General features: G+C 43.7%; 23 protein-coding genes. 7 read left to right on the top strand and 16 right to left on the bottom strand.

Annotated features, from left to right (window positions below; all coding sequences use genetic code 11):
* Position 1 precedes the first annotated feature (1 nt).
* Entirely contained in the window at positions 2-1411 is a 1410-nt protein-coding gene (locus tag AC04MN_RS07290; protein ID WP_475382525.1) for a UDP-glucose dehydrogenase family protein, read from the bottom strand.
* 192 nt (positions 1412-1603) lie between these two features.
* Positions 1604-2206 carry a thymidine kinase gene (locus AC04MN_RS07285; RefSeq protein ID WP_475382524.1) on the bottom strand — a complete coding sequence of 201 codons (603 nt, stop codon included), beginning with the start codon at positions 2204-2206 and terminating at the stop codon, positions 1604-1606.
* 280 nt (positions 2207-2486) lie between these two features.
* Here AC04MN_RS07285 and mltF point away from each other — a divergent pair, with 280 nt between their 5' ends.
* Entirely contained in the window at positions 2487-3869 is a 1383-nt protein-coding gene (mltF, locus tag AC04MN_RS07280) for a membrane-bound lytic murein transglycosylase MltF (protein ID WP_475382523.1), read from the top strand.
* A 58-nt stretch (positions 3870-3927) separates the two neighbouring features.
* Positions 3928-4734: a type 2 periplasmic-binding domain-containing protein gene (locus AC04MN_RS07275; RefSeq protein ID WP_475382522.1), complete on the top strand. Its 807-nt coding sequence runs from the start codon at positions 3928-3930 to the stop codon at positions 4732-4734.
* A 10-nt stretch (positions 4735-4744) separates the two neighbouring features.
* Here the strand turns inward: AC04MN_RS07275 and AC04MN_RS07270 are convergent, their stop codons facing one another.
* Complete coding sequence (locus tag AC04MN_RS07270; RefSeq protein WP_475382521.1) at positions 4745-5242, bottom strand: response regulator; 498 nt, start codon at positions 5240-5242, stop codon at positions 4745-4747.
* An 83-nt stretch (positions 5243-5325) separates the two neighbouring features.
* Entirely contained in the window at positions 5326-6273 is a 948-nt protein-coding gene (gene trxB / locus AC04MN_RS07265) for a thioredoxin-disulfide reductase (RefSeq protein WP_475382520.1), read from the bottom strand.
* Positions 6274-6391: 118 nt separating this feature from the next.
* On the opposite strand from trxB, the gene AC04MN_RS07260 reads away from it, so the two are divergent.
* On the top strand, positions 6392-6679 hold the full coding sequence (locus AC04MN_RS07260; protein WP_475382519.1) for a 2Fe-2S iron-sulfur cluster-binding protein: 288 nt from the start codon (positions 6392-6394) through the stop codon (positions 6677-6679).
* Positions 6680-6685: 6 nt separating this feature from the next.
* On the opposite strand, the gene trmB is transcribed toward AC04MN_RS07260, so the two are convergent.
* The 3 genes from trmB to AC04MN_RS07245 are packed head-to-tail and all read right to left on the bottom strand — an operon-like array spanning position 6686 to position 9428.
* Positions 6686-7393 carry a tRNA (guanine(46)-N(7))-methyltransferase TrmB gene (gene trmB, locus AC04MN_RS07255; protein ID WP_475382518.1) on the bottom strand — a complete coding sequence of 236 codons (708 nt, stop codon included), beginning with the start codon at positions 7391-7393 and terminating at the stop codon, positions 6686-6688.
* The gene (locus AC04MN_RS07250) at positions 7383-8372 is read right to left on the bottom strand and encodes a cation diffusion facilitator family transporter (protein ID WP_475382517.1); all 990 of its coding nucleotides are present in this window, start codon (positions 8370-8372) and stop codon (positions 7383-7385) included. Before AC04MN_RS07250 ends, trmB begins: the two co-directional genes overlap by 11 nt.
* A 57-nt stretch (positions 8373-8429) precedes the next feature.
* A complete protein-coding gene (locus AC04MN_RS07245) occupies positions 8430-9428 on the bottom strand; it encodes a GGDEF domain-containing response regulator (RefSeq protein ID WP_475382516.1) in 999 nt (332 codons plus the stop codon).
* 220 nt (positions 9429-9648) lie between these two features.
* Here AC04MN_RS07245 and leuS point away from each other — a divergent pair, with 220 nt between their 5' ends.
* Positions 9649-12066: a leucine--tRNA ligase gene (gene leuS, locus AC04MN_RS07240; protein ID WP_475382515.1), complete on the top strand. Its 2418-nt coding sequence runs from the start codon at positions 9649-9651 to the stop codon at positions 12064-12066.
* A 154-nt stretch (positions 12067-12220) separates the two neighbouring features.
* Complete coding sequence (gene speA / locus AC04MN_RS07235; protein ID WP_475382514.1) at positions 12221-14140, top strand: biosynthetic arginine decarboxylase; 1920 nt, start codon at positions 12221-12223, stop codon at positions 14138-14140.
* A gap of 39 nt (positions 14141-14179) precedes the next feature.
* Here speA and phnE read toward each other — a convergent pair whose 3' ends face one another.
* From phnE to AC04MN_RS07200, 7 genes are all read right to left on the bottom strand, one after another.
* Positions 14180-15208: a phosphonate ABC transporter, permease protein PhnE gene (gene phnE, locus AC04MN_RS07230; protein ID WP_475382513.1), complete on the bottom strand. Its 1029-nt coding sequence runs from the start codon at positions 15206-15208 to the stop codon at positions 14180-14182.
* A 10-nt stretch (positions 15209-15218) separates the two neighbouring features.
* Complete coding sequence (phnC, locus tag AC04MN_RS07225) at positions 15219-16004, bottom strand: phosphonate ABC transporter ATP-binding protein (RefSeq protein WP_475382512.1); 786 nt, start codon at positions 16002-16004, stop codon at positions 15219-15221.
* A gap of 2 nt (positions 16005-16006) precedes the next feature.
* Positions 16007-16936, bottom strand: coding sequence for a phosphate/phosphite/phosphonate ABC transporter substrate-binding protein (locus AC04MN_RS07220; RefSeq protein WP_475382511.1), 930 nt, complete (start codon positions 16934-16936; stop codon positions 16007-16009).
* Between the two features lie 99 nt (positions 16937-17035).
* A complete protein-coding gene (locus AC04MN_RS07215; protein WP_475382510.1) occupies positions 17036-18076 on the bottom strand; it encodes an NAD(P)-dependent alcohol dehydrogenase in 1041 nt (346 codons plus the stop codon).
* Between the two features lie 150 nt (positions 18077-18226).
* Positions 18227-19255 (bottom strand): ABC transporter permease subunit, encoded by a 1029-nt coding sequence (locus AC04MN_RS07210; protein ID WP_475382509.1) that lies wholly within the window; start codon positions 19253-19255, stop codon positions 18227-18229.
* Positions 19252-20223: an ABC transporter permease subunit gene (locus AC04MN_RS07205; RefSeq protein WP_475382508.1), complete on the bottom strand. Its 972-nt coding sequence runs from the start codon at positions 20221-20223 to the stop codon at positions 19252-19254. The genes AC04MN_RS07210 and AC04MN_RS07205 overlap by 4 nt, the downstream gene beginning before the upstream one ends.
* A 91-nt stretch (positions 20224-20314) precedes the next feature.
* Positions 20315-21937, bottom strand: coding sequence for a peptide-binding protein (locus AC04MN_RS07200; RefSeq protein WP_475382507.1), 1623 nt, complete (start codon positions 21935-21937; stop codon positions 20315-20317).
* Positions 21938-22121: 184 nt separating this feature from the next.
* Between AC04MN_RS07200 and AC04MN_RS07195 the strand changes: the two genes are divergently transcribed.
* Both AC04MN_RS07195 and AC04MN_RS07190 read left to right on the top strand, forming a co-directional pair.
* On the top strand, positions 22122-23165 hold the full coding sequence (locus AC04MN_RS07195) for an agmatinase family protein (RefSeq protein ID WP_475382506.1): 1044 nt from the start codon (positions 22122-22124) through the stop codon (positions 23163-23165).
* 12 nt (positions 23166-23177) lie between these two features.
* Positions 23178-23552: a Spx/MgsR family RNA polymerase-binding regulatory protein gene (locus tag AC04MN_RS07190; protein WP_475382505.1), complete on the top strand. Its 375-nt coding sequence runs from the start codon at positions 23178-23180 to the stop codon at positions 23550-23552.
* A 33-nt stretch (positions 23553-23585) separates the two neighbouring features.
* On the opposite strand, the gene AC04MN_RS07185 is transcribed toward AC04MN_RS07190, so the two are convergent.
* Together AC04MN_RS07185 and hemB are read right to left on the bottom strand one after the other, a co-directional pair.
* On the bottom strand, positions 23586-25241 hold the full coding sequence (locus AC04MN_RS07185) for a lytic transglycosylase domain-containing protein (RefSeq protein ID WP_475382504.1): 1656 nt from the start codon (positions 25239-25241) through the stop codon (positions 23586-23588).
* Positions 25242-25411: 170 nt separating this feature from the next.
* Positions 25412-26392, bottom strand: coding sequence for a porphobilinogen synthase (gene hemB, locus AC04MN_RS07180; RefSeq protein WP_475382503.1), 981 nt, complete (start codon positions 26390-26392; stop codon positions 25412-25414).
* Positions 26393-26400: the final 8 nt, after the last annotated feature.

Here is a 26400-nt window from a genome sequence, read left to right as displayed (position 1 = left end):
CCTAGTTCGCCCACTGAGCAGACCCCGATGAAGAACCTAATACCAAGTCACTCTCGGTATTATTTAACAAGTCTGTAAATCCCAAGCCCGCCACTTTACCAACGCTTGTATAATCAAATCCAAGACGAACCATTTCTTCAGTTTGAAAGATATTGCGACCATCAAAAATAACGGGACGCTTGAGCACTGCCTTTACCGCACTAAAATCAGCTCCTTTGAATTCAGGCCACTCGGTCACGATGACTAAAGCGTCGGCGCCTTTAAGCGCTTCATAGAAATTTTCGAAAAGAAGAACTCTTTTTTCAAAGCCTAAAAGCTTTCGAGCCCCCTCTAATGCAATAGGATCCGCAGCTTGAATGCGAGCCCCATAGTACAATAGTTTTTCAATCAAATTTAAAGCTGGGGCCTCGCGAAGATCATCGGTTCCTGGCTTAAAAGCCAATCCCCAAACCGCTATCGTTTTGCCGGTAATATCGCCTTGGAAGTAACTTAAAATACGCTTCACAAAGTGGGACTGCTGATCTTCGTTGGCTCCTTCAACACTTTTTAAAATACTAAGATCCACCCCTAAGTCATCCGCCGTCTTGATAAGTGCCTTAACGTCTTTAGGGAAACAAGAGCCACCATAGCCGATACCCGCATTCAAAAATTGAGACCCAATTCGAGGATCGAGTCCCATTCCTTTTTTAACAAGGTCAATGTTTGCACCAGCAATTTCGCAAACTCGGGATATTTCATTCATAAAAGAAATACGCGTAGCGAGCATCGCATTAGAGGCATACTTAGTCATTTCAGAAGACTGCAGATCCATGAAGAGGATCTGAGAAGTTTCTTCAACAAATGGACGATATAAATTCAACAGAACTTGCTTGGAATCATCATCACGAACCCCCACAATCACTCGAGACGGATAAAGACAGTCGTCGACGGCGGCACCCTCTCGTAAAAATTCTGGATTTGAAACAACCGTGAATTTAAAATCAGCGCCACGCTGCTGTAATACAGTTTTAATAACAAGTTCTACTTTTTCACAGGTTCCGACTGGCACAGTGGACTTAACCACTACAACTTTATCTGAATTCATAAAACGAGCAATAGAGTCGGCCACTTGCAGGACATAACGCAAATCCGTAGAGCCATCGAAATCAGAAGGAGTCCCCACTGCTATCATAAGCATATCAGAGTTTTCGACAGCACCTTGAATATCCGACGTAAAACCAAGACGATTTTTTTGAGCATTCTTAATTATAAGCTCTTCCAGGCCGGGCTCGTAGAAAGGCGCCTTTCCCTGGTTTAGGGTTTCAATTCTTTTTGAATCAATATCAGCACAGATGACCTGGTTCCCTTTTTCAGCGAAGCAAGTTCCCGTCACCAATCCCACATATCCTGTTCCAATTACAGAAATACGCATAAGTCCCCCCTGAACTTTCGGAAATAAAAACTAAAACACTAAAGTGGAAGGACCTTACAGTTATTAGAAGAGCTTGAAAACACATCGGACAAAACAATTAGGACAAAATAAAAAAGCCCCGAAGACATAAAAATTGTCAGTCAGGGCTTTTATAACTTGGCAAAGACACCTAATGTAAAAAAGTGAAAGAGACTAAAAGCGTCCTTTGAAGTCTAAAGTGGGCTGATCAATTTCGGGCTTAAAATGCATTCGGCAGCGGGCCTCATAAGCATCATGAGTTCCGACCTCAACCGTCGCTCCCTGAGCACCTCCAGTTTTTTGAGTACGACTCGCAGGAGATCCACAAATAACACATACGGCATGTTGTTTGGTTACACTCTCGGCAATGGCCATCAAAGTCGGCATTGGCTCGAAAGGTCGCCCCTGCCAGTCCGTATCAAGACCGGCAATAATCACTCGCAAACCTCGATCCGCTAAATCTTGAACAACTTGAACCAAGTTCTGATCAAAAAATTGTCCTTCATCGACTCCAACCACTTTTGTTTCATTGCCTAAATGGTTCCAAATATCCTCGGCCTTTTCGATAGGAATAGATGGAAATGAATTCATATTGTGAGAGGTGACTTCAGTGGCATGGTAACGGTCGTCAATAATAGGCTTAAAAACCTGCACCTGCTGCCGAGCCAAATCTGCTCGCCGAATACGGCGGATAAGCTCTTCCGTCTTACCGCTAAACATCGAACCCACTACAACTTCAACCCAACCACGTGCGGGAGCATAAGAAAACTCAGACATGAATGACCCCTCTTTCAATCTGTTCCTTATTTTTTAAAACGCCCAAGTCCTAGTTTCTAGGTAAAAATGACTGTGCCGACACGCCCCATTTTAGCTACAGAGCGCAAAATATGCGAAAGAGCCTCTGTTTGAGGCGATACATTAAGATCGCACGATTATTGAATAATTTTCTGGCCATAAGCAATATATGTCATTTTCGCAAAAAACATGAAGATTTATCACTAGTTTTCTTTGCTTAAAGCTTGCGCAACACTTGAAGGCTCGAGTACAGCCTTCACTAATGAATCGCAACAAAGTGAACATATTCAGAAAATTTATCATATTAGTGGGTGCCGTCGTGGTAGCTCTTTCCACTAATGGTTGCGATTCCCTTTACTGGAATGAGTCTCAAACCTTGGAAAACCTAAAAGGCCAAAAAGAGTTCACAGTCCTCACCGTAAACCAACCTCTGGTTTATTCGACAAATAACACCGGAGACAAGTTTGGTATTGATCACGATTTAGTGCTTTCCTTTGCGAACACCTATGGTTTGAAACCCAGGTTCAAGGTTTATCCCAACGAAATTGCTGCACTCGAGGCATTGAACCGAGGCGAAGGAGACTTGATCGCAGCTCGCCTTCGTCAATCCAATAACGACTTGGATTACAATTTGATCCCTGGTCCCGCTTACGAAGAAACCCATCTTTCCCTGGTTTGTCATAAGGCCTTAAAAGTGCAAAATCTTAAGGACCTCAAAGGTTTAAGAGTCGTGGGTTCGAACAAAGACCTGACGGAAGATAACAAATTGCGATTCCAACATTTAGCTCCAGAGACAAACTTTATATATATAGATAGTGAATCCATTCGGCAGCAAATGCGCGGAATTAACTTGGGCAAGTTTGATTGCTTGATCGGCGAAGACAAATCCGTCGATTTTAATATCAGATATTTTTCCAAGCTCGAAAAAATCACTCACCTTACTGGCAACTTCCATCTTCACTGGCAGTTTAATCCAAACAGCAAGGATTTGGCACAATTAAGTCATATCTGGTTTAGGAAAGCCTCTAGAAAAGACCAAATCTCTGAAATTCGAAACAGATACTTGGCCTTGCTTTCAGAGGTCGATCAAAGGGACGTTCGAAACTTCGTAAAGAGTATCCAAGAGACTCTGCCTCTTTATAAAGAACATTTCATCGATGCCGGAGAAGAACATAAAGTACCTTGGCAGCTCGCAGCCGCTGTTGCTTATCAAGAGTCCCATTGGAATCCAGAAGCCCGAAGCTTCACTGGAGTTCGTGGCATCATGCAATTAACTGAAGAGACGGCTCTTCATCTTGGGGTCGAAGACCGAAGTGATGCGGAACAAAGCATTTGGGGCGGAACAAAATATTTACGCATGCTAATTAATAAAATGCCACGTCATCTAGAATCTAAAGACAGATTGGCTTTGGCCCTGGCGGCCTACAATATTGGATGGGCGCACCTGGAAGATGCTCAAAGTCTTGCCTCTGAAAAAGGACTGAATCCTTATTCCTGGATGGATCTAAAACAAGTTCTTCCTTTGCTGGAAAATCCAGATATTGCCAAGAATCTTAAGTATGGAAAAGCTCGAGGCTCTGAAACGGTCGAGTTTGTAGATAGAGTGAAGGGTTTTTACAACCTGATCATTTTAAATTCACAGTAATCAATTCCCTTTCTTTAAATTAATATAAATTATTTATATATTTTGGTATCTTCAATAAATGAAAAAAATTTTTAGTGTTTTCATTCTGTTGGCATTCTCTTCAATCGCTCAAAGCAAAAAGCCGTCTGTTATCAAGTGTATCGTCCCCTCCGCTCATATTCCACCTTTCGTCATTGGCGACGGACCGAATTTAAGCAAACCCAATCCAGGAATGACAGTCGAAAATATTGAAACTCTATTTAAAACGAAGTTAAAAACCGAAGTTCAATTTGAAAGACTACCTTACTCTAGAATGACCGACTCAATGTCAACCGGTCAGTACGACTGCACAGTTTCATTAGACATCCAGACAGTATCTGCCGATGGCCGCATAACACACTTCCACCAAGTTCCCCTGAAAAAGAATGGCGATATAGACACATCCAAAAGTTTTAGCACCTCTAACTTAAACATATACTATAACTCAGACTTCCCAGTCATTTGGGATGGAAAAAAATTAATGCCTAATGTAGAGGTCTACTCTCCGATAAAAGAATTCAATTCGATTGGTGAACATAAAGGACTAAAAATTATAGAAGAAAATCCCGACATATTGAGACAGCTCAAGCAACTGCAAATGGGACGAATACAAGCAATCATGTCCTTAGATATTCTTGCAGACTCTCTTATTAAACACGAAAAAATTAGCAACATTAAAAAAAATGAAACGCCGATAATGACAATTAAAAACTATCTTGTTTTCTCTAAGCAGTTCTATCAAAAATATCCAGATTTTTGCGAACAGACCTGGAGCCAACTTAAAAAATATCGAAAATCAAAAGAGTTCAAATCAATACAAGAGAAGTATTTAAAATCTATAAAGTAACACCTTCTTACTATTCATTAAGCTTCAAAAGTGTACTGACTGTTTTCTTAAGCTTTTCAATATCAAATGGCTTTTTAATATAGTCATCGGCTCCGATTTCAAATGCACGCTTCATATCTTCATCGGAGGCTTTTCCAGAGACAAAAACCAAAGGAATCTTTTTTAGGTCTTTATGTTCTTTTAAAAGTTGCGCCAACTCGAATCCATTAACCCAAGGCAATCCAACATCAAGCAGGATTAAATCAACAGGCTCGTCATCTAGAACCTGAGACAGCTCGGTCGCATCTGCTGCCAATTTAACAAGATAACCCTCACTATCAAGAATACGCTTTAAAGCCAGTCTCATGGTTTCGTCATCTTCGATAACTAGAATAACTTGCGGATCCAACTTCTTTTTGGCTTCACGAAAATCATCCAAGGAGACAACATCCTGAGATGCTATTCTTGCCTTAGTCATTTTTTCGATTTTATGAACTAAATCCTTAGTGTTGATTTTCTTATCCCGCATAACATCCCTTAAAAAAAAAGACCCCTGGACACTTATTAATTTCTATAAGCGCAGGAGTCTTTTCGACATTATCCGTAAAAACCTTAGTGGGATTCGTTCGCTTCCATCCATCGTTCCGCATCGATAGCAGCCATACATCCGGAACCAGCTGCTGTGATCGCCTGACGGTAATAAGGATCTTGAACGTCTCCTGCGGCAAATACTCCTGCAATATTAGTATATGTTGAGCCCGGCTTTGTTAGCAAATAGCCTGTCTCGTTCATGTCTAAAATGCCTTTAAAAATAGAAGTATTGGGCTTATGTCCAATAGCCACGAAAAGACCAGTAACACTCAAATCACGAGTGGCGTTGTCCACTGTCGACTTAAGTCTAAGTCCAGTCATCCCCCTGCCATCGCCGATCACTTCATCTACTGCCGAATTCCAAATCACTTCAATTTTTGGATTATTCAAAGTTCGGTCAGCCATGATCTTAGAGGCCCGGAAAGAATCACGACGGTGAATAACATAAACTTTTGTAGCGAAACGAGTTAAGAACTGAGCTTCTTCCATGGCTGTGTCTCCGCCCCCAACAACAGCCACTTCCTGATTGCGGAAAAATGCACCATCGCAGGTAGCACAGGCAGAAACACCTTTGCCCATATAGATTTTTTCCGAAGGCAAACCTAGATACTGCGCGCTTGCTCCCGTAGATATAATAACTGTTTTTGCTAAATGAAGTTTATCGCCAATCCAAACCTTAAATGGACGAGCACTGAAATCAACTTTGCTGACGTTGCGAGTGATAAAGCGAGTTCCGAATCTTTGTGCCTGCTTGCGCATCACTGCAATAAGATCCGGGCCAGTTACACCATGTTCGAAGCCTGGGTAATTTTCGACCTCTGTAGTGATCATTAGCTGACCACCGGCCTCTTCGCCTTCGATCATCAAAGGATTCAAATTCGCACGAGCTGTATAAACAGCCGAAGTTAGGCCTGCAGGCCCAGAACCGATAATAATAACATTTTCCACTGTTTGATTTTGATCTACCATAATTATGACCCCTGATTTAATCGGGAACAGACTAACAGCAAGTGTTTCGTTTTTCACTTTTTCTATGGGTCTGACCCCGGTCGTCAGGACAATTTAAACGATATTCTGCGGAGCATTTATGCCGACGATCACAGTGCCAAAATTAAATAAACAAATTGAGGTCCCTGTAGGCAGCAACTTGATGAGCTCTTTGCTAGAACACAATGTACCCGTAGCGTCCTCTTGCAATGGGGATGGTATCTGCGGCAAGTGTAAAATGGAAGTCCTCGACAACCCAAAAGGTCTTTCGGAAGAAAACTCAACGGAGCAGTTCTTGAAGCTTAAAATGAAAATAGACCCCAAACTTCGCATCAGCTGCCAATGCTTAGTCCAAGAGTCTATTTCAGTAACAACCACTTACTGGTAAGTAAGTCTATTCTAAAGGCTTCAAAAGCCGGATAAAGTTAATCTGAATATTCTGCTTCATAAAAATCTTCTCAAAACCAGTTTGAAAGTTTTCAGCGTTGAACTCTGATTTATGAAGATCAAAACTTTGACCAAGAACAGTGTACTTCGAGGCCGCGATCTCTTCCAAAGACCAATCAAAATAAACCCGAGAATCAGTTTTAAATTCAATGATCGATCCAGGCTTTTGTAGTTCCCAAAGTAAATCCAAATTTTCTTTGCATACAAAGCGATTCTTCGGCTTTTTCGGGCTTGTCCAAGGATCCGGAAAATGAATAAAAACATTATTCAGCTCTTGGGGCTGAAACAACTCGTCCAGGTTGAATGCATGAAAGCGGCAAACCGCAGCGTTTTTAGCTCCAGCTGTCACCGCACGACGAATCGTTTGAATTAATGGCTTGTACTTTAATTCAATTCCCACCAAACAACGACTGGGATTTTTCTGAGTGTACCAAGCAAAATGGTGACCCGCTCCGGTCCCTACCTCAAGATCCATCGGCACATTTTGATCAACCTTAAACACAGAAGATCGCCACAGCCCTTTATTGGCAGGAGCGCGCTGTTCATCGAAGGCAACATGCGAATACTCGCCATTGAGGGCCAAAGTATAAGCATTCTGCCGAGGCAAATCTTTAGTGATGTTTATTTGTCGTCTTACTTTTTGATTATTTTCCATATGTGTCCGGTGGATCTGCGATCAGAGTTTCAACTGTAAATTCCTTGCGCTTTTTAAACTCAGACAGACGTATTGGGCAATCAAAAACATCACAAATATCACAATAGGACTTTTTACATGGATCCACGTGAAATGCGATCTCTCCGTCAAAACGATAATCCTTCACGACTGCAGACTCAAATTTTTCATTCTGATCATGAACGGTCGCAACATCCCAATATTGAGGCACCACGATATGAGCATCCACGTGATGAAAAGAGCCCGCTCGAATAACTCGTAGTTTATGAATATCAATAACCCCAGGACGCTTCATTTTATTAAAAGATTCCGAAAGATCCGCTAATACCTTAGGGTCCGTCTCGTCAATAAGCCCCCCAATAGAATTGCGAACAATTCCAAACCCCGAAAAAGCCAAGTTCACGGCAACCAACATTGCCACCACAGCGTCTAGCCACTGAATACCAGTCAAAGCGACCAACACAAGACCGATCATAACGCCTGCGGTTGTCCATACATCCGATAGCACATGGGCTCCACTGGCTTGTAAGGCCTCCGAGTTTTCCCGCGTGCCCACCTTTTTTAAATAAAGACCTAAAATTAAATTTAATACCGTCGCAAAACCAACAATGTAAAGCCCCACGTCGATTCGAGTCAGTGACTGTCCCTGCCAAATCGCTTGGATAGACTGGGCTATGATCACCAGTGCAGCAAAGAAGATCATCCCACCTTCAAATACCGAAGAGAAATACTCGGCCTTGCCATGCCCATAGGGATGTTCGTTATCTGCGGGCTGCGAGGCAAATCGAATAACGAAAAGTGCAATAATTGCGGCAAGCACATTAATGACTGATTCGGTGGCATCAGACATAACCGCAGCCGAATTAGTAATATAATAAGCTAGAAATTTAAGTAAAAAGATCGCGCCACTGGCGAAAAGTGAGATCCAAGCAGCTTTGTTTCGGTTGCGAATTGATTCCATACCAAGGTTGTCTTAAACCCCAGGCTCAGAGTCAATTTATAAATGAAAGCGAATTGATCAACCAGCCACTTTCTTGGGCTTGGTTTGAGGCGTACTGATCGGTACAACTTTGCTTGGTTGCTCGGGTTGATAAAATGAGACCTTATTTCTTCCCCCGCGCTTCGAATCATACAGCGCGTGATCGGCCCTACGAACCAACTCCCGCGGCGTGATGGGCTCGCCCAACTCGGTCAAAGCAAAACCCAACGAAACCGTTAACTGGATAGAGTCTTTTCCATTAATAAAAGTTGTTTTTGAAATAGCTTCGCGCAGCCGCTCACAGAAAAAATGCACACCCTCATGAGAGGTCTCGGTCAAAACGATCAAGAATTCATCCCCACCGTATCGCGCTGGAATATCAATATTACGAACGTTAGATTTAATAATTTTTCCAACTTCGGAAAGAACAAAACTGCCGAATAAATGGTCATGACCATCGTTGACGGATTTAAAATAATCCATATCCATCATGACGACCGCAACGTGGCGACCAAAGCGACGAGCCCGATCCATTTCAAGCTCGAGTCGCTGGTATAACGAGCGCATATTAAAGAGTCCCGTAAGATCATCGGTATCAACAAGCTCTAAAAGTTTTTCATTAGCCACTGCCAATTGCTCGTGAAGGTCACGAATTCTTAAATGAGTTCTAATTCGTGCTAGTAATTCAAGAGGCACAAAGGGCTTCACAATATAATCATCTGCGCCCGCATCAAGACCGCTAATAATACTTTCTGTACTGGAGTTTGCAGAGACAAAAAGAACCGAGGCGTGCGGCGCCAGAGCTTTTAATTTTTTTAGGAATCCTGAAGGGTCTACCGAAGGCATCCACTCCATTAAAACCACATGGGGCTTCCACGTGCTAGCAAGATGCAAAGCAAGCTCTGACGATGTGACTCCGCGAGCATCGAAACCTTCCCAACGCAAAGGCTCTAATAAACCATCCAGGCTGGTCAACTCGTGGTCGACCACCAGAATTCGGCGGCTCTTAGGTTTGCTGTTTAAAGGTTCATAGCTCATAGTTTCAGTTTAACTTTTCGGCATAAATTCGGGAAAATTTGAGAGTCTAGGCCTTAAAATCCCTTCATCTGTCTAGCCCGTTTCAAGACTCTAGGCCAGCCAGCTAGACCCCGGCCAAGCCCCTGAATCCATAGAGCTTTTCAAAAACCGGTCAAGATGCATAAAGATTGTAAAAAACATCATTCTTCGATATCTATTTTAGGATCAACAAGGACGACCTATGAGTTACAATTTTACTGAAGTAGAATCTAAATGGCAGAAGACTTGGGAACAAAAACAAGCCTTCCGTGCAGAAATAGACAAGTCAAAACCTAAATACTACGCCCTAGATATGTTCCCTTATCCTTCGGGCTCTGGTCTTCACGTCGGCCACATGGCCTCCTACACCCCGTCGGATATTATCTCTAGATACAAAAGAGCCAACGGCTTTAATGTTCTTCATCCCATGGGCTACGATGCCTTCGGACTTCCTGCCGAGCAATTTGCAATTCAAACTGGAATCCATCCGGCAAAAACAACTGAAAAAGCCATTGCTTCTTATCGCAACACTTTGAAGTGCTTCGGATTCAGCTTTGACTGGAACCGCGAAATTTCAACTTGCGAGCCTAAATACTACAAATGGACTCAGTTCATTTTCACAAAACTTTACGAACGTGGATTGGCTTACCAAAAAGAAGTACCAGTCAACTGGTGCCCTGCTTTGAAAACTGTCTTAGCTAACGATGAAGTCATCGATGGCAAATCTGAGCGTGGAGGCCATCCGGTCATTCGCGTCCCCATGAAACAGTGGATGCTAAAAATCACCGATTATGCAGAACGACTTCTCAATGATTTAGATCACGTCGATTGGCCCGAAAGAACCAAAGAAGGACAACGCAACTGGATCGGTAAATCTGAAGGCGCTCGCATTAATTTTAAAGTCGATAGCCACGGTGATACTTTCGAGGTTTTCACTACACGCCCTGACACATTGTTCGGTGTCACGTTTATGGTCATGGCACCAGAGCATCCCTTGGTTGCAAAGATCACTTCAGCGGATCAAAAAGCCAAAGTCGATGAATACATTAAGAAAACTTCAACAAAATCTGAAGTAGATCGCAAAGCCAGCACTGAAAAAACTGGCGCCTTCACTGGAGCCTATGCGATTCACCCGATCACCGGTGATAAAATTCCATTATGGATCGCAGACTATGTTTTGATGGATTATGGAACTGGCGCAATTATGGCGGTACCAGGTCACGATGCCCGCGATTTCGAATTTGCGAAAAAATTCGACCTTCCAATTAAAAGAGTTTTGGATGGGGGCGATGAACTTCCCTTCGAAGGCGAAGGAACTCTGGTCAATTCTGATTTCTTAAACGGTTTAACTAAAACCGCGGCGATTTCTAAAATGATTGAGCACTTAACGTCTAAAAAAATTGGCGAAAAAGAAATCCAATACAAGCTACGTGATTGGCTCTTCAGCCGTCAGCGCTATTGGGGTGAACCGTTTCCAGTCGTTCACTTCCCTAAAGCTGGTATTAAAGCAATTCCAGCAAATGAATTGCCGGTTCTTCTTCCTGATGTCGCTGAATATGAACCTTCCGACAAAGGCGAAGCTCCCTTGGCTCGAAATACTGACTGGGTCCGCTACGCGGGTCATGCAGGCATTGGTGCTGACGGTGAAATCGGTTTCCGAGAAACCGATACCATGCCCGGAGCCGCGGGCTCGTCATGGTATTTCTTGCGTTATACCGATCCTCATAATGACAGCGCTCCGTTTAGTCCGGAAGCTCAACAATATTGGATGCCGGTCGATCTTTATGTCGGTGGCCCGGAGCATACGGTCGGTCACCTGCTATACGCCCGCTTCTGGCAAAAGGTGCTTTTTGATTGTGGACTCGTTTCACATAGCGAGCCCTTTAAAAAATTGGCACACCAGGGAATGGTCTTGGGGCCAGATGGTGAAAAGATGTCCAAATCGCGCGGCAATGTGATTCCCGCGGATAGCATCTTGTCGTCTCACGGAGCAGATGCCCTAAGAACTTTTGTTTGCTTCATGGGGCCTTTGGATAAAGATAAAGCTTGGTCCGAATCAGGCATCGATGGAGTTAAGCGCTTCTTGGATCGCGTCTGGCGCCTTGCCGTCAATGACGAGGGAAAAAAGGTTTACACAAACGAAGCTTTGCCTCCTGAAATCGAAAAGTTAATGCACAAAACTATTTTAAAGGTGTCTCAAGATATCGAAAATATGAGCTTTAACACAGCTGTTTCGGCGATGATGATTTTAGTGAACGAGCTTTACAAAATGGACTGCCGCTCTTCGTTGGTCTTGAAGCCCTTAGCTCAACTTTTAATGCCATTTGCTCCACATATGGCAGAAGAACTTTGGGCCCAACTGGGCGGAGAAGGCCTGGCCTCTTTAGCCACTTGGCCAAAAGCCGATCCAAACTTGGCCAAAGACAACACGGCGACCATCGGAGTTCAGGTAAATGGCAAAATGAGAGGCACAGTAGAGCTTGCACTCGATGCTAGCGAAGCTGAAGCCCTTGCCGAAGCCCTGAAAATTGCTGGCGTACAGAACGCTTTAGGGGGTAAAAACCCTGACAAAGTGATTTACAAAGCTGGCAAAATCCTGAATTTGATCGCAAAGGTCTAAAAGTTTTCATAAGTGGGGATTTTAAATTGCGCGAACCCCCAACTTGCCTTACAAAAAGGGTCCTTACAAAGGACCCTTTTTTATTTAACCGGGATGATGAATCCCCTTGTCCTTGGCGATAAATATCCCAAGGTTCATAAAGGAAAAAACGGAGATGTCGACGAAGTTGTCCGCATGGACTCCTGAACAGAGCGCAGAAGGTTACGGCATTAACAACTGGGGTAATGGCTATTACCGCGTTAACCAAAATGGAAACATTTCGGTCACTCCCATGGGAGCCAACGGACCTGCTGTCGATTTGTATGAGCTTACTCAGGATCTATTAGACCGAGGTATTCGCATCCCAATCATGATCCGCTTTCCAGAAATCATTAAATCTCGCGTAGAACTTTTGGCAAACTGCTTTCAAAAAGCATGTCAGGATCACAACTACAAAGGCCACTATTCGGGCGTTTACCCAATCAAAGTAAACCAACAACGTCATCTAGTAGAAGAATTAGTTCGCTACGGCAAAGATCTACGCCTTGGGCTAGAATGTGGATCGAAGCCAGAACTTTTGGTTGTTCTAGCTTTAGCAAAAAATGAAAATGCTTTGATTATCTGTAACGGCTTCAAAGACCAAGAATACATTGAGACTGCCCTGTTATCTCAAAAATTAGGCCGCCAGACGATTATTGTTGTTGATCGTAAAGACGAACTTCCAATGATCATCAATTGCGCAAAGAAATTTGGCACTCGGCCTAAAATTGGGTTCCGCGCAAAACTGAACAATCAGGGCGGAGGCAAATGGGTCGACTCTTCCGGGGCACGCTCTAAATTTGGTCTTACCTCTATGGAAATTGTGGAAGGGGTCGATCTCCTTCGCAAAGAGGGCATGCTCGACTGCCTAGAGCTTCTTCACTACCATATCGGCTCTCAAGTACCATCTATCAACTCGATCAAATCATCACTAAAAGAAGCTGCTCGCTTTTACGTTGAATTACATAAAATGGGTGCAGGCTTAAAATACATCGACGTCGGTGGTGGCCTTGGCGTTGATTACGACGGCTCAGGTTCTTCAGATAGCTCTATTAACTACTCCGAGCAAGAATATGCCAACGATATCGTTTCAGTCTTGCAAACACTTTGTGATGAAAACAACATCCCTCATCCAAATATCGTAACCGAGTCGGGACGCTCTTTAGTAGCGCACCACTCTGTTTTGATCTTCAACGTCATGGGTGTAAATGATCTGCACCGTTCAGAGCCACCTCGCCCTGTTGGAAAAGAAGATCACTCGATCATGCAAGAGATGCAATACATCTATGAAAAGATGAATGCAGAAAACATCAATGAGTCTTTCAACGATTTAAATCAGGCCAAGCAAGAGACTCTGAACCTATTCACATACGGTGTTTTGACTTTAGAGCAACGCGCTTGGTGTGAAGCTATGTACTTCGCAATTGCCACTAAGATGGTTAAATTTGCTGAAGCCAATACCGACTACGAAGACATCGCAGCAGCCCTCAAACAAGATCTTTGCGATACTTACTATTGCAATTTCTCGTTGTTCCAGTCGCTTCCAGATTCTTGGGCCGTTGGCCAATTGTTCCCGGTGATGCCGATTCATCGTCTTGCCGAGCAGCCAACTCGCTCTGCAACCTTGGCTGACTTAACTTGTGACTCTGACGGTAAAATTGAAAAATTCATCGATACAGAAACTGGCATGCCTAAAAAGACAATTGCCATTCACCAGTTCAATGAAGGTGAGCAGTACTATATCGGTGTCTTCATGACCGGAGCTTATCAAGAAATCCTGGGCGACCTTCACAACTTGTTCGGCGATACCGATGCGGTTCACGTATCATTGAATGATGCCGGCTACACGATTGATCACTATGTTCCAGGCGACACAGTGACCGAAGTTCTTTCTTATGTTCAGTACGACCGAGCTGCCATGGTGGACAATGTTCGCCAAGCAACTGAAGAGAGCATCCAAAAAGGAACTATCACCAAACAAGAAGCTCGACTTTTGGTTCGTCACTACGAAGAAGGTCTTTCAGGTTACACTTACCTTGAAGAGGCATTAGACTAATTAGATAAATAAAAAAGGATCGGTCCCCCGATCCTTTTTTTATTTCAACGCTTCACGGATATAGGCGGAAGCCGCATCTAATAACCAAACAACCACCGCAATAACAAAGATTATACAACCGACCTCTGGCCACATCGCCTGTCCCTGATATTGAATCAGCATCGTTCCAATGCCGCCACCACCAACCAATCCAATGATTGTGGCCATGCGGACGTTAATGTCCCATCGATAAACGGTGAAAGAGATATACGGCAATATTACCTGAGGCACGACAGCAAACCAGATTGTCTGCAGCCGATTAGCTCCTGTGGACATAATGCCTTCGATCGGTCCCTCTTGAACAGATTCAACCATTTCAGAATACTGCTTCGTCAATGAAGCAATCGAATGAATCATCAAAGCCAACATCCCTGCAAAGGGACCAATGCCCACCCAAACAGAAAAAATGATTGCCCAGATAAGAGCCTCTACCGATCGAGTCACGTTCAGCAATGTGCGAAGACCCACATAAATGCCAAAGCCTACCCTGCCCGTCATAATATTCTTCGCGGCTAAAAAACTTAGAATAAACGCAAAAGGAATCGCCAAGACCGTAGCGAGAAAAGCCATAAAGATGGTTTCAATGATGTTTAATACGGCTTCAGGCAATATTTCCCAATTAGGTTGGAAGACTCCTTGAAACAATCGGACTGCACCTTGAAAGCCGTACTCATCAAAAAGATCCACAAATGAAAATTGCGTCTTTTCCAGAGCCACCAAAAAAGTCACCGCAAAAAGAACCATCAACTGCCAACACCAAAATTTAGCATACCAAGGGCTAGCCAGCTGATGAATTTTCTTATCAGGAGCTTCAAAAAGCAGTTCCCCTAATGTGCGGATTCCAAAGTGGTTTAAAACATAGCTGAAAATGGCTCCAACTCCAAAGCTAGCCAGAAAAATCTGAAAATTCATTTTCAGATTCAATAGCTGCTCTTCATCCGGGGAAAACACCACAGCCAATACAACTAGCGCTAAAAAAGCAAATCCGAAGCCATCAAAAACACTTCGACGTATAATATTTGAATTCATAATTAAAACCTCAGTTAATGTGAACTTCTTTGGCACCTTCGCCATATATCTTCTCGAACCATTTATCATCGATCGCCTCTGGGCTCCCTTGATAAACAATCTCTCCGCCTTTTAAGGCGATGACTCGAGTCGCATACTGACGAACCAATGAAAGGAAGTGCAGGTTCGCAATAACGGTGATTCCAAGTTCCTGATTGATCTTTTTTAAGTGATCCATAACAACATGGCAGGTCGCAGGGTCCAATGAAGCGACGGGCTCATCAGCTAACAATAACTCTGGGGATTGCATCAATGTGCGAGCAATCGCAACCCTTTGCTGCTGCCCACCTGACAAATTATCAGCTCGCATATGCGCTTTGGCACCGATACCGACCAACTCCAAGGCCTTCTCGGCACGGCTTATATCTTCTTTACTGAACATTTTGAAGATAGACTTGAAGGTCGACATTCTACCTAAAGTCCCCATCAGTACATTTTCTAAAACAGAATGACGAGGAATTAGATTGAAGTGCTGAAAAATCATTCCTATCTTAGAACGAATCTTGCGAACTTCCTGATCTTTAACGTGACCAATCTCTTCACCCTTGAAATAAATCTGCCCCGAGGTCGGATCGTGCAATCTGTTAATACATCGAAGTAAAGTCGACTTTCCAGAACCAGAAAGACCAATGATAACTAAAAACTCTCCAGGATAAACATCTAAGTTAATACCCTTTAAGGCCTTCGTGCCGTTGGGATAGGTTTTGACCAGATCCCGCACCGAAAGCAGCGGTTTAACTTCAATTTGAGTGCGCATAACTATTTCCTTAATATTTTTTGAACGTCGATACCAAGTTCCACTAGCATGTTTCGCACTTTTAAATAGTCTGCATCAGTTGAAGGGACCAAGCCTGTCGCCCCGTACATTTTTGAAAAGGCTTCTTTCCCCTCGGATGTTGCTATAAATTTTAAAAGCGCTGCTTCGATTGTCGCTTTCATTTCAGGGGGAATATCCTTGCGGAAGATGATGGGATCATTGGGAATTTCGCCGGTAAGATCTAATATCTTTACCTTTTCTACGACATCTGGATACTGAGTTAATACCAGACGGCGGGCGTCTTCGATTTGTTTTTTACCGTCCCCCAGATCGCTGGGAGGAGAATAAAATCCAGCGGCGGCATCCACTTGTTTGTTATAAACCATGGCAACTGCATTATCGTGCTTCATCGCAAAGACACTGTCCTTGAATTTAATATCTTTTTCCTTCAATAAACTTAAAGGAAGCAAATAGCCACTCATCGATGCCGGGTCCACAAAAGCAATTTTTCGATTCTTTAGGTCCGATATCGACTTAATATCACTATCACTTCTAACAACAAACTGAGACCGATACGTACTACTTCCATGACGAATCACCGTCAGCCGAGCCTCTGCTTGGTATTTGTTATGAGCCAAAACATAACCGTAAGTATTGATCGCTGCGATATCAGCACGACGAGTCCCAAAAGCCTCTACGACCGCAATAAATGATTGAGGTACTGAAATTTGATAACGGTAAGGCGTGTTCTCTTCTAAATATTTTTTAAGCAATCGTGAAGTGTCTGCCAACATTTTGGCATCTACAGAGGGAACAAAGAAGATTTTAACAGGATTTTTCAAACTCCCTAAAGGAGCTTTTTTACTAGAGCAAGCCGGCAACAGCGCTATTGAAAAAACAACTAAAGCAGCAAGGTAAATTTTTTTGAACATACCGACTCCTTTGACAGAGTCAGGTATATTCAATTTTTAAAAAAAGTGTTGTTATGAAATTGTTAAGACGCAGGGTTCATTTTTGTTGAACAGCAAAATTTACCCTAAAGACTTCATATCTATAACAAATCGATACTTAACATCGGCCTTAAGAACTCGTTCATAGGCTTCGTTGATTTTTTGAATTGGAATCAATTCGATATCGGAAGTGATATTGTGTTTCGCACAGAAATCCAACATCTCTTGGGTTTCTTTAATCCCACCGATCAATGATCCCGCCAGTGTTCTACGATTTGGAATCAACGAAAAGGCATGCACTTGGTGCGGCGTCTCTGGAACTCCGACTAACACCATAGCTCCATTGAGGCGAAGGCATTGCAAGTAAGCATTCACGTCATGAGTTGCGAAAACGGTATCCAAAATGAAGTCCAACTTCCCGACCTGAGACTTCATTTGCGCAGCATCTTTAGAAACCACGACATGATGAGCCCCCAAACGAAGAGCATCTTGTTTTTTACTGTCAGATGTTGTGAAGACAGTGACTTCGGCTCCGAAGGCTCGAGCTAATTTCACAGCCATGTGCCCAAGACCACCTAAGCCTACGACACCTACTTTTTTACCGGGTCCAACATTCCAATGACGTAACGGAGAGTACGTCGTAATCCCTGCGCACAAAAGCGGAGCCACAGCTTTAAGATCCAGATTCTCTGATACCCTCAATACAAACTCTTCCCGCACGACGATATGATTCGAGTAGCCTCCTTGTGTAACGGCTCCGTCAGAACCTTCCGAGTTGTAAGTGCCAACAAAGCCGGACTCACAATATTGCTCGAATCCTTGATGACAACTAGGACAAGTCAGGCACGCGTCCACCATGCAGCCGACCCCCACAACTTGACCGGGCTTGAACTTTGTTACGGCTTTTCCAACCGCCGTGACTCGACCTACGATTTCGTGCCCGGGAACGACGGGCCACAAAGCTGGCCCCCAATCGCCGCGAACGGTATGAATATCCGAATGGCAAACTCCGCAGTAATCGATATCGATGGCGACGTCATTATCGCGCAATGCACGTCTTTCAAATGTAAATGGAATTAATTGATCTTTGGGGCCATGACTGGCGTAAGCTTTAGCCTGCATAGAGTCTCCTTCAAATAAGATAGGAAAATCCTAGCAGGCTGAAGGTCACAATCAAGCACTTGCTTATGACAATCTTGCTATCTGTATATTGGCAAAAGTAAGGCTGACAAACAAAAAAGCACTCTTTTCAGAGTGCTTTTTTTTATTCAATTAAGCTTTTGCATCGAAGGCATCACGAACTGCGATACCGATATTAATCAAGATCGTCAGAGTGATCACCAGGGCCAACCCTGGCGCCCACACCAACCACTCAGCAATAGTAAACCACTTCTGAGCTTGAGCTAATAATTCACCCCAAGACGGAGTCGGTGGACGCAATCCAAGACCTAGGTAATCCAACATCGACAATGTATAAATACCGCCTGCGATCTCGAACGGAGAGAACGTGATGATCGGAGTAATACCGTTTGGCAGAATATGTTTAAAAATAATTCTTCCGTGAGAAGCACCTACGGCTTTTGCAGCCTCAACGAACTCACGCTTTCTTAAACTGAAGAACTGAGCACGCATATAGCCCGAGATCCCCATCCAACCAAACAACGCAAAGAAACAGATCAATAAAGGCAAGCTAGGTGTAAAGATCGCCAAAACAGTGATCAATACGAACGTCACCGGAGTGCTCTCGATGATTTCAACCACACGCTGACCAACCAAGTCCGTCCATCCACCAAGGTAACCCATCAATGAACCAACCACGACACCGATCATATAGGTTAACAACCAAGCGCCGACCGAAAATAAAAGAGTATAGCGTAGTCCGTACAACAGACGCGCAAACACATCCCGTCCACGATCATCAGTTCCAAAAATATTTACCTTCGTTGGAGGCGATGGATAAGTATCCACATATTTATTAGACTCGTAAGGGTCCCACTGAACCATCGGCCACATTTCCCAATCGCCCTCTTTAAGTTCTAAAGCGCGATAGTCCATCACAAAAATATCTTCGCGACCGAACTCTGACGGATGGTAATCAATAAACAACGGGGCATAAAGCTTCCCGCCGTAGTACATCAAGTGAGGCTTGCTGTTTGCCCAGAATTCAGCCGTAAAGCTAAGAACGAACAACAATGCCAGACCCCAAGCCGACAAAACGGCCGTTTTGTCGCGCTTGAAACGACGATAACGTTTAAGCGTAAGTTCATTCGTAATAAAGTATTTTTCAAAAATATCGATCATTTGAAATCAATCCTTGGGTCAATAAGAACATAGATAATGTCGCTGAACATGCGTCCAAACATCAAAACTAAAGAAGAGATAAAGGTTAATCCCATAATTACGTTGTAATCACGAGCCATAACCGCCTGGTATCCAAGCAAACCAATACCATCTAAGTTAAACATTGTTTCGATGATCAGAGATCCCGCCAAGAAAGCACCAAAAAAACCACCCAAACCTGTTGCGATCGGGATAAGGGCATTTCTTAAAGCATGTTTGTAGATGACAATTTTTTCAGCTAAACCTTTTGCTCGAGCCGTTCGTACATAATCAGACTTAACTACATCTAGTAAAGAATTTCTCATCAATATTGTTAGCGACGTGAAACTTCCGATCATGTAACAAACCATCGGTAAAATCATGTGATGCACGCGATCCCAAAACTTACCCATCGTAGTTAAAGAATCATAGTCGTCAGACTGAAAACCCCCGATGGGGAACATATCTAGCTTTCCAGCGAAGACCACGATCAGGAAAATACCCAGAACCAAGGGCGGAATTGCATAGGTGAAATTCAAAATCAGACCTGAAATTCGGTCAAAGCTTCCCCCAGCACCGATTGCCTTGCGAATCCCCAACGGAATACATACAAGATAGACCAAAATAATCGAAGTAAATCCAAATGTCATAGACACTGGCATTTTCGATTTGATGACATCGATAACCGGCTCTTCATAGGTGAAGCTCTCACCAAAATCCAATCTAGAAAGATTTTTCAACCAGATTAGATAACGTTCATGAAGTGGCTTATCGAAGCCGTACTGACGCTTCAAGGCCTCAATGACCTCTTCGTTTACACCAGAATCCCCTCGAGAGTTCACTCCAGAAGATCCACTGCTGCCGCCTCCCATTTGCGACCCAAAGCGAATTGCCTGGATCTTCTGTTCAACAGGAGATCCAGGAGCTAAGTTGATTAATACAAATGTCATTAAAGTGATCCCGAAAAAAGTCGGGATCATCAGTAAAATGCGGCGAATCAGGTAAACTAACACGTCAGTACTCCGCTTCTTTTAGAAACAATTAAGGTTTCAACCACCAGAAATCAGAACCTACATCAAACTTGAAAGTTTCAGCAGGCATTCCAACTTTTGCAGAAGTTGCGTAGAACGTATACTTATCATTGAACATGAAAGCATACGGAGCATCTTCAGCGATTTTTTGATAAACGTTCTTCAACAATTGAACACGCTTAGCACGATTTGGCTCTAGACGAGCTTGATCGATCAATTTATCAACTTCTGGGTTTTTGTAAGAAATAAAGTTTGAACCACCAGCCACTGCACTTGACGAGTGCCAGATTTGCTTAGGATCTGGATCAACAGAGCCGCCGCCCCATCCTAAGTTCACAGCATCAAACTTGCCTTCATCAAGAAGCTTCAAGAACGAGTTCCATTCAAGGAATTTGATTTCCATGTCGATACCAGCCTTGCGCAAATCTTCTTTGTACATAGTCCAGTATTTTTCGTTATCTTTGTTGGCGTGGATCAAAGTGAATTTGAAAGGCGTCTTCTTGCCGCCGATAACTTTATCCAACAAACCATCTTTGTCTGAATCCGTCCAACCAGACTTCGTCAACAAAGTCCCAGCTGCTTTAGGATCAAATTTAAATGGCTTCACAGCCGGCGCATACTCAGACTTGATGTAGATCGCACCGTTTGCAAGATCCGACATTCCATAACGGAACTTTTTGTTCATCTCTTCGCGGTTCATCAAGTGAGCCAACGCAATACGAACATTCTTATCTTGGAACATAGGGTTGTTGAAGTTCCAGCCTACAAAGCCATATGACTTCGGCGCACTGTTTTCAACTTTGTGCTTGAAGATAGACTTACCCCAAGGAGCTTCGTTGGTCTTTTTCATGAAAGCTTCGATACGAAGATCAATGAAATCAAGCTCACCTTTTTTTGCTCTTTCAAGAGTTACGTTTTCTTCTTTGAAGAAACGCATAGTGATAGTGTCGAAGTTATATGCGCCTTTATATTCAGGTGCAGTGTTTCCCCACCACTTATCGAATTTTTTAAGTTGAATCATCTGAGCGCGTTCAAACTTAGTCACTTTGTAAGGACCAGAACATACTAGCTCGCGGTTCATCTTTTTAGACTTCGCAAGATCGCTGTAGATGTGCTTTGGAATAACAGTCAAGCCAGCCGCTGAATCAAAGTTCTTAAAGTAAGAATCTTTTGCCGTGAACTTAACAGTTGTTGGGTTTACGATTTCAACTTTAGCCAATCCTTCGTAGTAAGGACGCATGTGAGCTGCTTCGTAGGCATCGATGAAAATAGCATCAAATGAAAACTTAACGTCTTCCGCAGTTACAGGAGTACCGTCATGGAAAACGGCATCTTTACGCAATGTAAATGTGAAAGTTTTGTTGTCCTTTGAGATCTCCCACTTTTCAGCCAAACGTGGCTTGAATTCGTACGTCTCTGGATCGCGAGTCAATAAGCCTTCGCAAACATAAGACTGCACCGCAGACGCATAAGTATCAGTCGCAGTGATCGGGTGAATTGTCGGAGGCTCGCCACCTAAGTTAATGACGAAGTTGCCGCCTTTGGGAGCGTTCTCGTTGGGTTTAGCAGCCAATGCTGGAACCACTAAAGCCGATGACAACGCAACAACGATAAGTTGTTTGATTGTTTTCATGAAACCATTTCCTCCAAAGTAAAATGTTGGGGTAGAGCTTCTACCCCAAAAGCAGACCCGAAATTAGCTAAGCGCAGAAAATAATCAAGCGATACATCCATTGATGCGGCGTTTAATTTGACAAGATGTTTTTGTCCTTTTTATATCAAATCTCTATACATAGAACCTTACCAAGGAGAACCCCGTGAGCAAGTTCGATCCAACCACTACCATTTCATCTGAATTCGGAATTTTTGGCATTCCCATGACCGAGGAAGAGTCTCGCATTGTCCTGGTCCCGGTCCCTTGGGAAGTCACAACATCATACGGAATGGGAGCTTCTCACGGCCCCGCAATCATTCGCCAAGCTAGCGAACAGATTGACCTTTTTGATTTCGAAACTGGTAAGTTTTATGAAGATGGGGTTTTTATGCACCCCATCAATAAAGAGCTTCAAGCAAAAAACGACAAGTTTAAAGAAATGGCCCAAGAGCTTATCGAAATGCGAACAAATCTCAGTGAGGACGAAGCTCGCATGAATCACATTGCCTCCGAAGTTAATAAAGCCTGCGACGAGATGACGGATTGGGTTTATAACCAATGTAAGGAAGTTCTAAAAAAGGGAAAACTATTAGGGCTCGTCGGTGGCGACCACTCGACACCATTGGGCGCCATCCGTGCCGTTAGCGAGGCCCATAACGGAGAAGTCGGCGTCCTTCATATCGACGCCCATGCCGATCTTCGCAAGGCCTACCAAGGCTTCAAACAATCCCATGCCTCTATCATGTATAACGTTATGACCGACTCCAAAAAACCAATGAAGTTGGTCCAAATCGGCATTCGTGATTTCTGCGAAGAAGAGTACGAGTTCAGTAAAAACCATGGAGATATCAAGACCTTCTTTGATATCGAACTTAAACGGCGTCTACTTGGTGGTGAATCCTGGGCACAGGTCACTGAAGATATTCTTAAAGAGCTTCCACAAAAAGTTTATATCTCGTTTGATATCGACGGCTTGGACCCGGCCTTCTGCCCTCACACGGGAACTCCTGTACCGGGCGGACTCAGCGTCGATCAGGTTTTCTACCTATTTAATGAAATACACAAGTCTGGCAGACAAATCGTGGCTTTTGACCTTAACGAGGTATCCACTGGTGGACTTTCAGAAGAAGAAGCCGAGTGGGATGGCAACGTAGGTGCCCGTGTTCTTTATAAACTTTGTGGATGGCTAGCTAAAACCAACGCTTAATCGGAGCTTTCAATGTTAAAGGTGTACGAGTATTCAAAATGCAGCACTTGCGTAAAGGCTTTGAAGTTTTTAAACAGTCAAGAGGTGGCCTTTAACGCCCTTCCCATAGTCGATGAACCTCCAACGATGGCAGAACTTAAAGAGATGCTGGCAGCCCTCGAAGAACGCGGGGGAAGCATCAAGAATATGTTTAATACGTCGGGGCTTATTTACAAAGAAATGAAGCTATCCGAAAAGCTTCCTGATTTGAGCCAAGCAGAGGCGCTTAAGCTGCTGGCCCAGAACGGGAAGCTGATAAAACGACCCTTTGCTATTGGCAAATTGAAAAACAAATCGATCGCCCTTGTTGGCTTTAAAGAAGACGAATGGAAAAAGGCTCTGAAATAGAGCCTTTTTTATTTGATTTGCAAATTGATGTTCTTAATTCGGCAAGACCGAAGGTTGGTTCCAGAAGACCACTTGTTTTTTAGAAAGATCTGGATACAACCGTGAATACCAATAATAATTTCTTAAAATCGAGGCCACGTATTCTCGAGTCTCTTTATAGGGAATCATATCCATAAAAAGAATGTCGTTGTTTGTTGGGTAGCGCTTTGCCCACTCATCGACTCTTAGCCCCCCAGCATTGTAGGCAGCTAAAACTTTGTAAACGTTACCATCATACTTTTGCAAAAGTTTATCTACATATTTGGTTCCCAAACGAACGTTCAATTCGGGATCATACAGTTCATTTGGCTTCAATTTTTTCCCGTGCAACGCCTTCGCTGTCTTTGGCATGATCTGCATCAAGCCGCGGGCCCCCACTCGACTTTGAGCATTTTCCTGAAATGCGGATTCTTGGCGAATCAATGACAACACCAATAGTGGATCCGTCGTCTTAGTTGCACTATCCACGATATCGAATTTCCAAAGCGGATACATGACCTTCAGGGTTGCGATGGACTTGTACTTTACATCCTCCGAAAAAAGCTGACTAAAGACTTTGAACTTATGAAGAGAAAGCAACGTCTTATGATATAACAAGCCTGTGTACAGGCGGAACTCTGACTCTAGTCCCGCAGTTTTATCTGGATCAGTGAACTCCATCCAATATCTAGCATATTCAAATTTACCCTCTCGAAGCGCGGCTTCGACAGCCGCAATGCGAAGATTCAAATTTCCCTGATCCTTGGCGCTTCTGAACATGATATTCGGGTCAGAATTGCTTTTCACAACCTTAAACAATTCATCTTCTTGCTGAATAGAAAAAACAATCGAGTGAAAACTTAATGGATACTGCGCGAATTTTTCATACACTTGCTCTTTGGCTACAGCAGCAGGTAAGCGATCTTTTGAACTGCATACAGAGGCCCAGTACTCGGCCCGCGAGTGAAGTGATGACCAACTCTTGTCTGGAGTTACAGATTTAAGGCTCTTTACGGCCTCTGAGCACTGCCCCTTCCAGATTCGTAACAAACCCAAACGGTAAGCCGCTCTGATTGCTGGTTCATCTTTTCCACAGTTCATCGATTTTTCGTACATCGCAAATGTCAAATCAACATACTTTGGATCTGGAAATTTATCTTCTAAGTGCGCCCCCGCGGCCGTATAAACTGCCGTCGACTGACAATCCTTCTTTTGCGCCAAAGCCTCGACAAAAGGAACCGCTTTTTCAGGTTTGACTCGACCGAAAACACTGGTGACTTCTTGCAGTGACAGCTTATTCAACTCGGGAAGGCTGGCCTCGTTAAGAGCCAAGTGAAGCTTTGTCTTTTTAGCAGAAGCAGTCCGCTTGGGATTTGGCTCGATATCAATTTTCTCACAGAGCTCGCGGAACTCAGCCTTCGCACAGGTTTTTGCTAAGCCACTCAGAGCCTCGCCACGGCCATGGGCCATCGGCAGTTCCTTCGCAAACAACATCAACGATGCCCGCTGAGGATCCGCATCCAAACCATCTAAATTTTTATCCACAACAACACCAAATCCTTGGCTTGAAGTGGCACCACCTTTTCCTAAGTTGGCATAGCGTGAACCCATGCCTCGTGCCGAGGAGTCAGCTGCTGCAATCAGAGAAATAACAAGAAATAGCTTACGCATTGGGATACTCCCTTCCCTGCTCTATAGTATATGCAAAGGAAGGGGCTCAATAAAAGGCCAAGAATCAAATAAGCATCGAAATAAGCCACCAACTGCGGGATTCTAAATACTTGCGCAGTTCCTTACCTGGACTATTGTCCGAACTCGATGCGAAATTTCCAAATAACAATCTAGTTCTGGCGCAACCACTCTGCCATTTGTGTCGCAAAGTAAGTCAGAATCACATCGGCTCCAGCACGACGGATCGAGTACAACATCTCTACCATGGCTTTGGTTTCGTCGATCATTCCTGCCTTCGCGGCTGCTTTAATCATCGCATACTCTCCGCTGACATTATAGGCAGCCACAGGAACATCCGAAACTTCTTTCACCGTCTTTATGACGTCAAGATAAGACAAGGCAGGCTTGACCATAACCATATCCGCGCCTTCGTCGATATCCAAATGAACTTCACGAATAGCTTCCTTCACATTTCTGAAATCCATTTGATAAGTTTTCTTATCACCAAACTTTGGAGCTGAATCCAAAGCGTCTCTGAACGGACCATAAAAACTAGAAGCATACTTCGCTGAATACGCTAAAATTCCCGTATCCGTAAATCCAGCCTCATCTAATGCATACCGAAGAGCACCAACTCGGCCGTCCATCATATCTGAAGGAGCCACCATATCCGCACCAGCCTCTGCTTGAACTACAGCCATTTTGGCAAGAATGCGAACCGTTTCATCGTTAAGAATCTTTCCGCCCCTCACAACTCCATCATGACCATCTGAAGAGTACGGATCTAAGGCAACGTCGGTGATCACGGTTGTGTCGGGAAATCTTTTTTTGATTTCTTTTACTGCCAACGGAAGCAATCCCAACTTATTCAGAGCTTCATCACCAGTAGAGTTCTTCAATGAGTCGCTGATCGCTGGAAAAAGTGCAAAACTTGAAACACCTAATTCGAGAGCCTTTTCAATTTCACTTAACATATGTTCTAAAGAGTTCCGATAGACGCCAGGCATTGTCTTAATCTCAAGATGAACATTGCTTCCCTCTGCCAAAAAAAGAGGCAAAATCATCTGTTCAGACCGCAGGTGCGTTTCCGCCACAAGGTCTCGAATTGATTGAGTTTTTCTGTTCCGTCGGGGGCGATATATTAAATCCATTTTACCAC

It is taken from the genome of Bdellovibrio sp. ZFWA1, assembly GCF_056175665.1.
The sequence above is the reverse complement of the archived record's forward strand: the minus strand, read 5'-3'. Positions and strand labels throughout refer to the sequence as shown.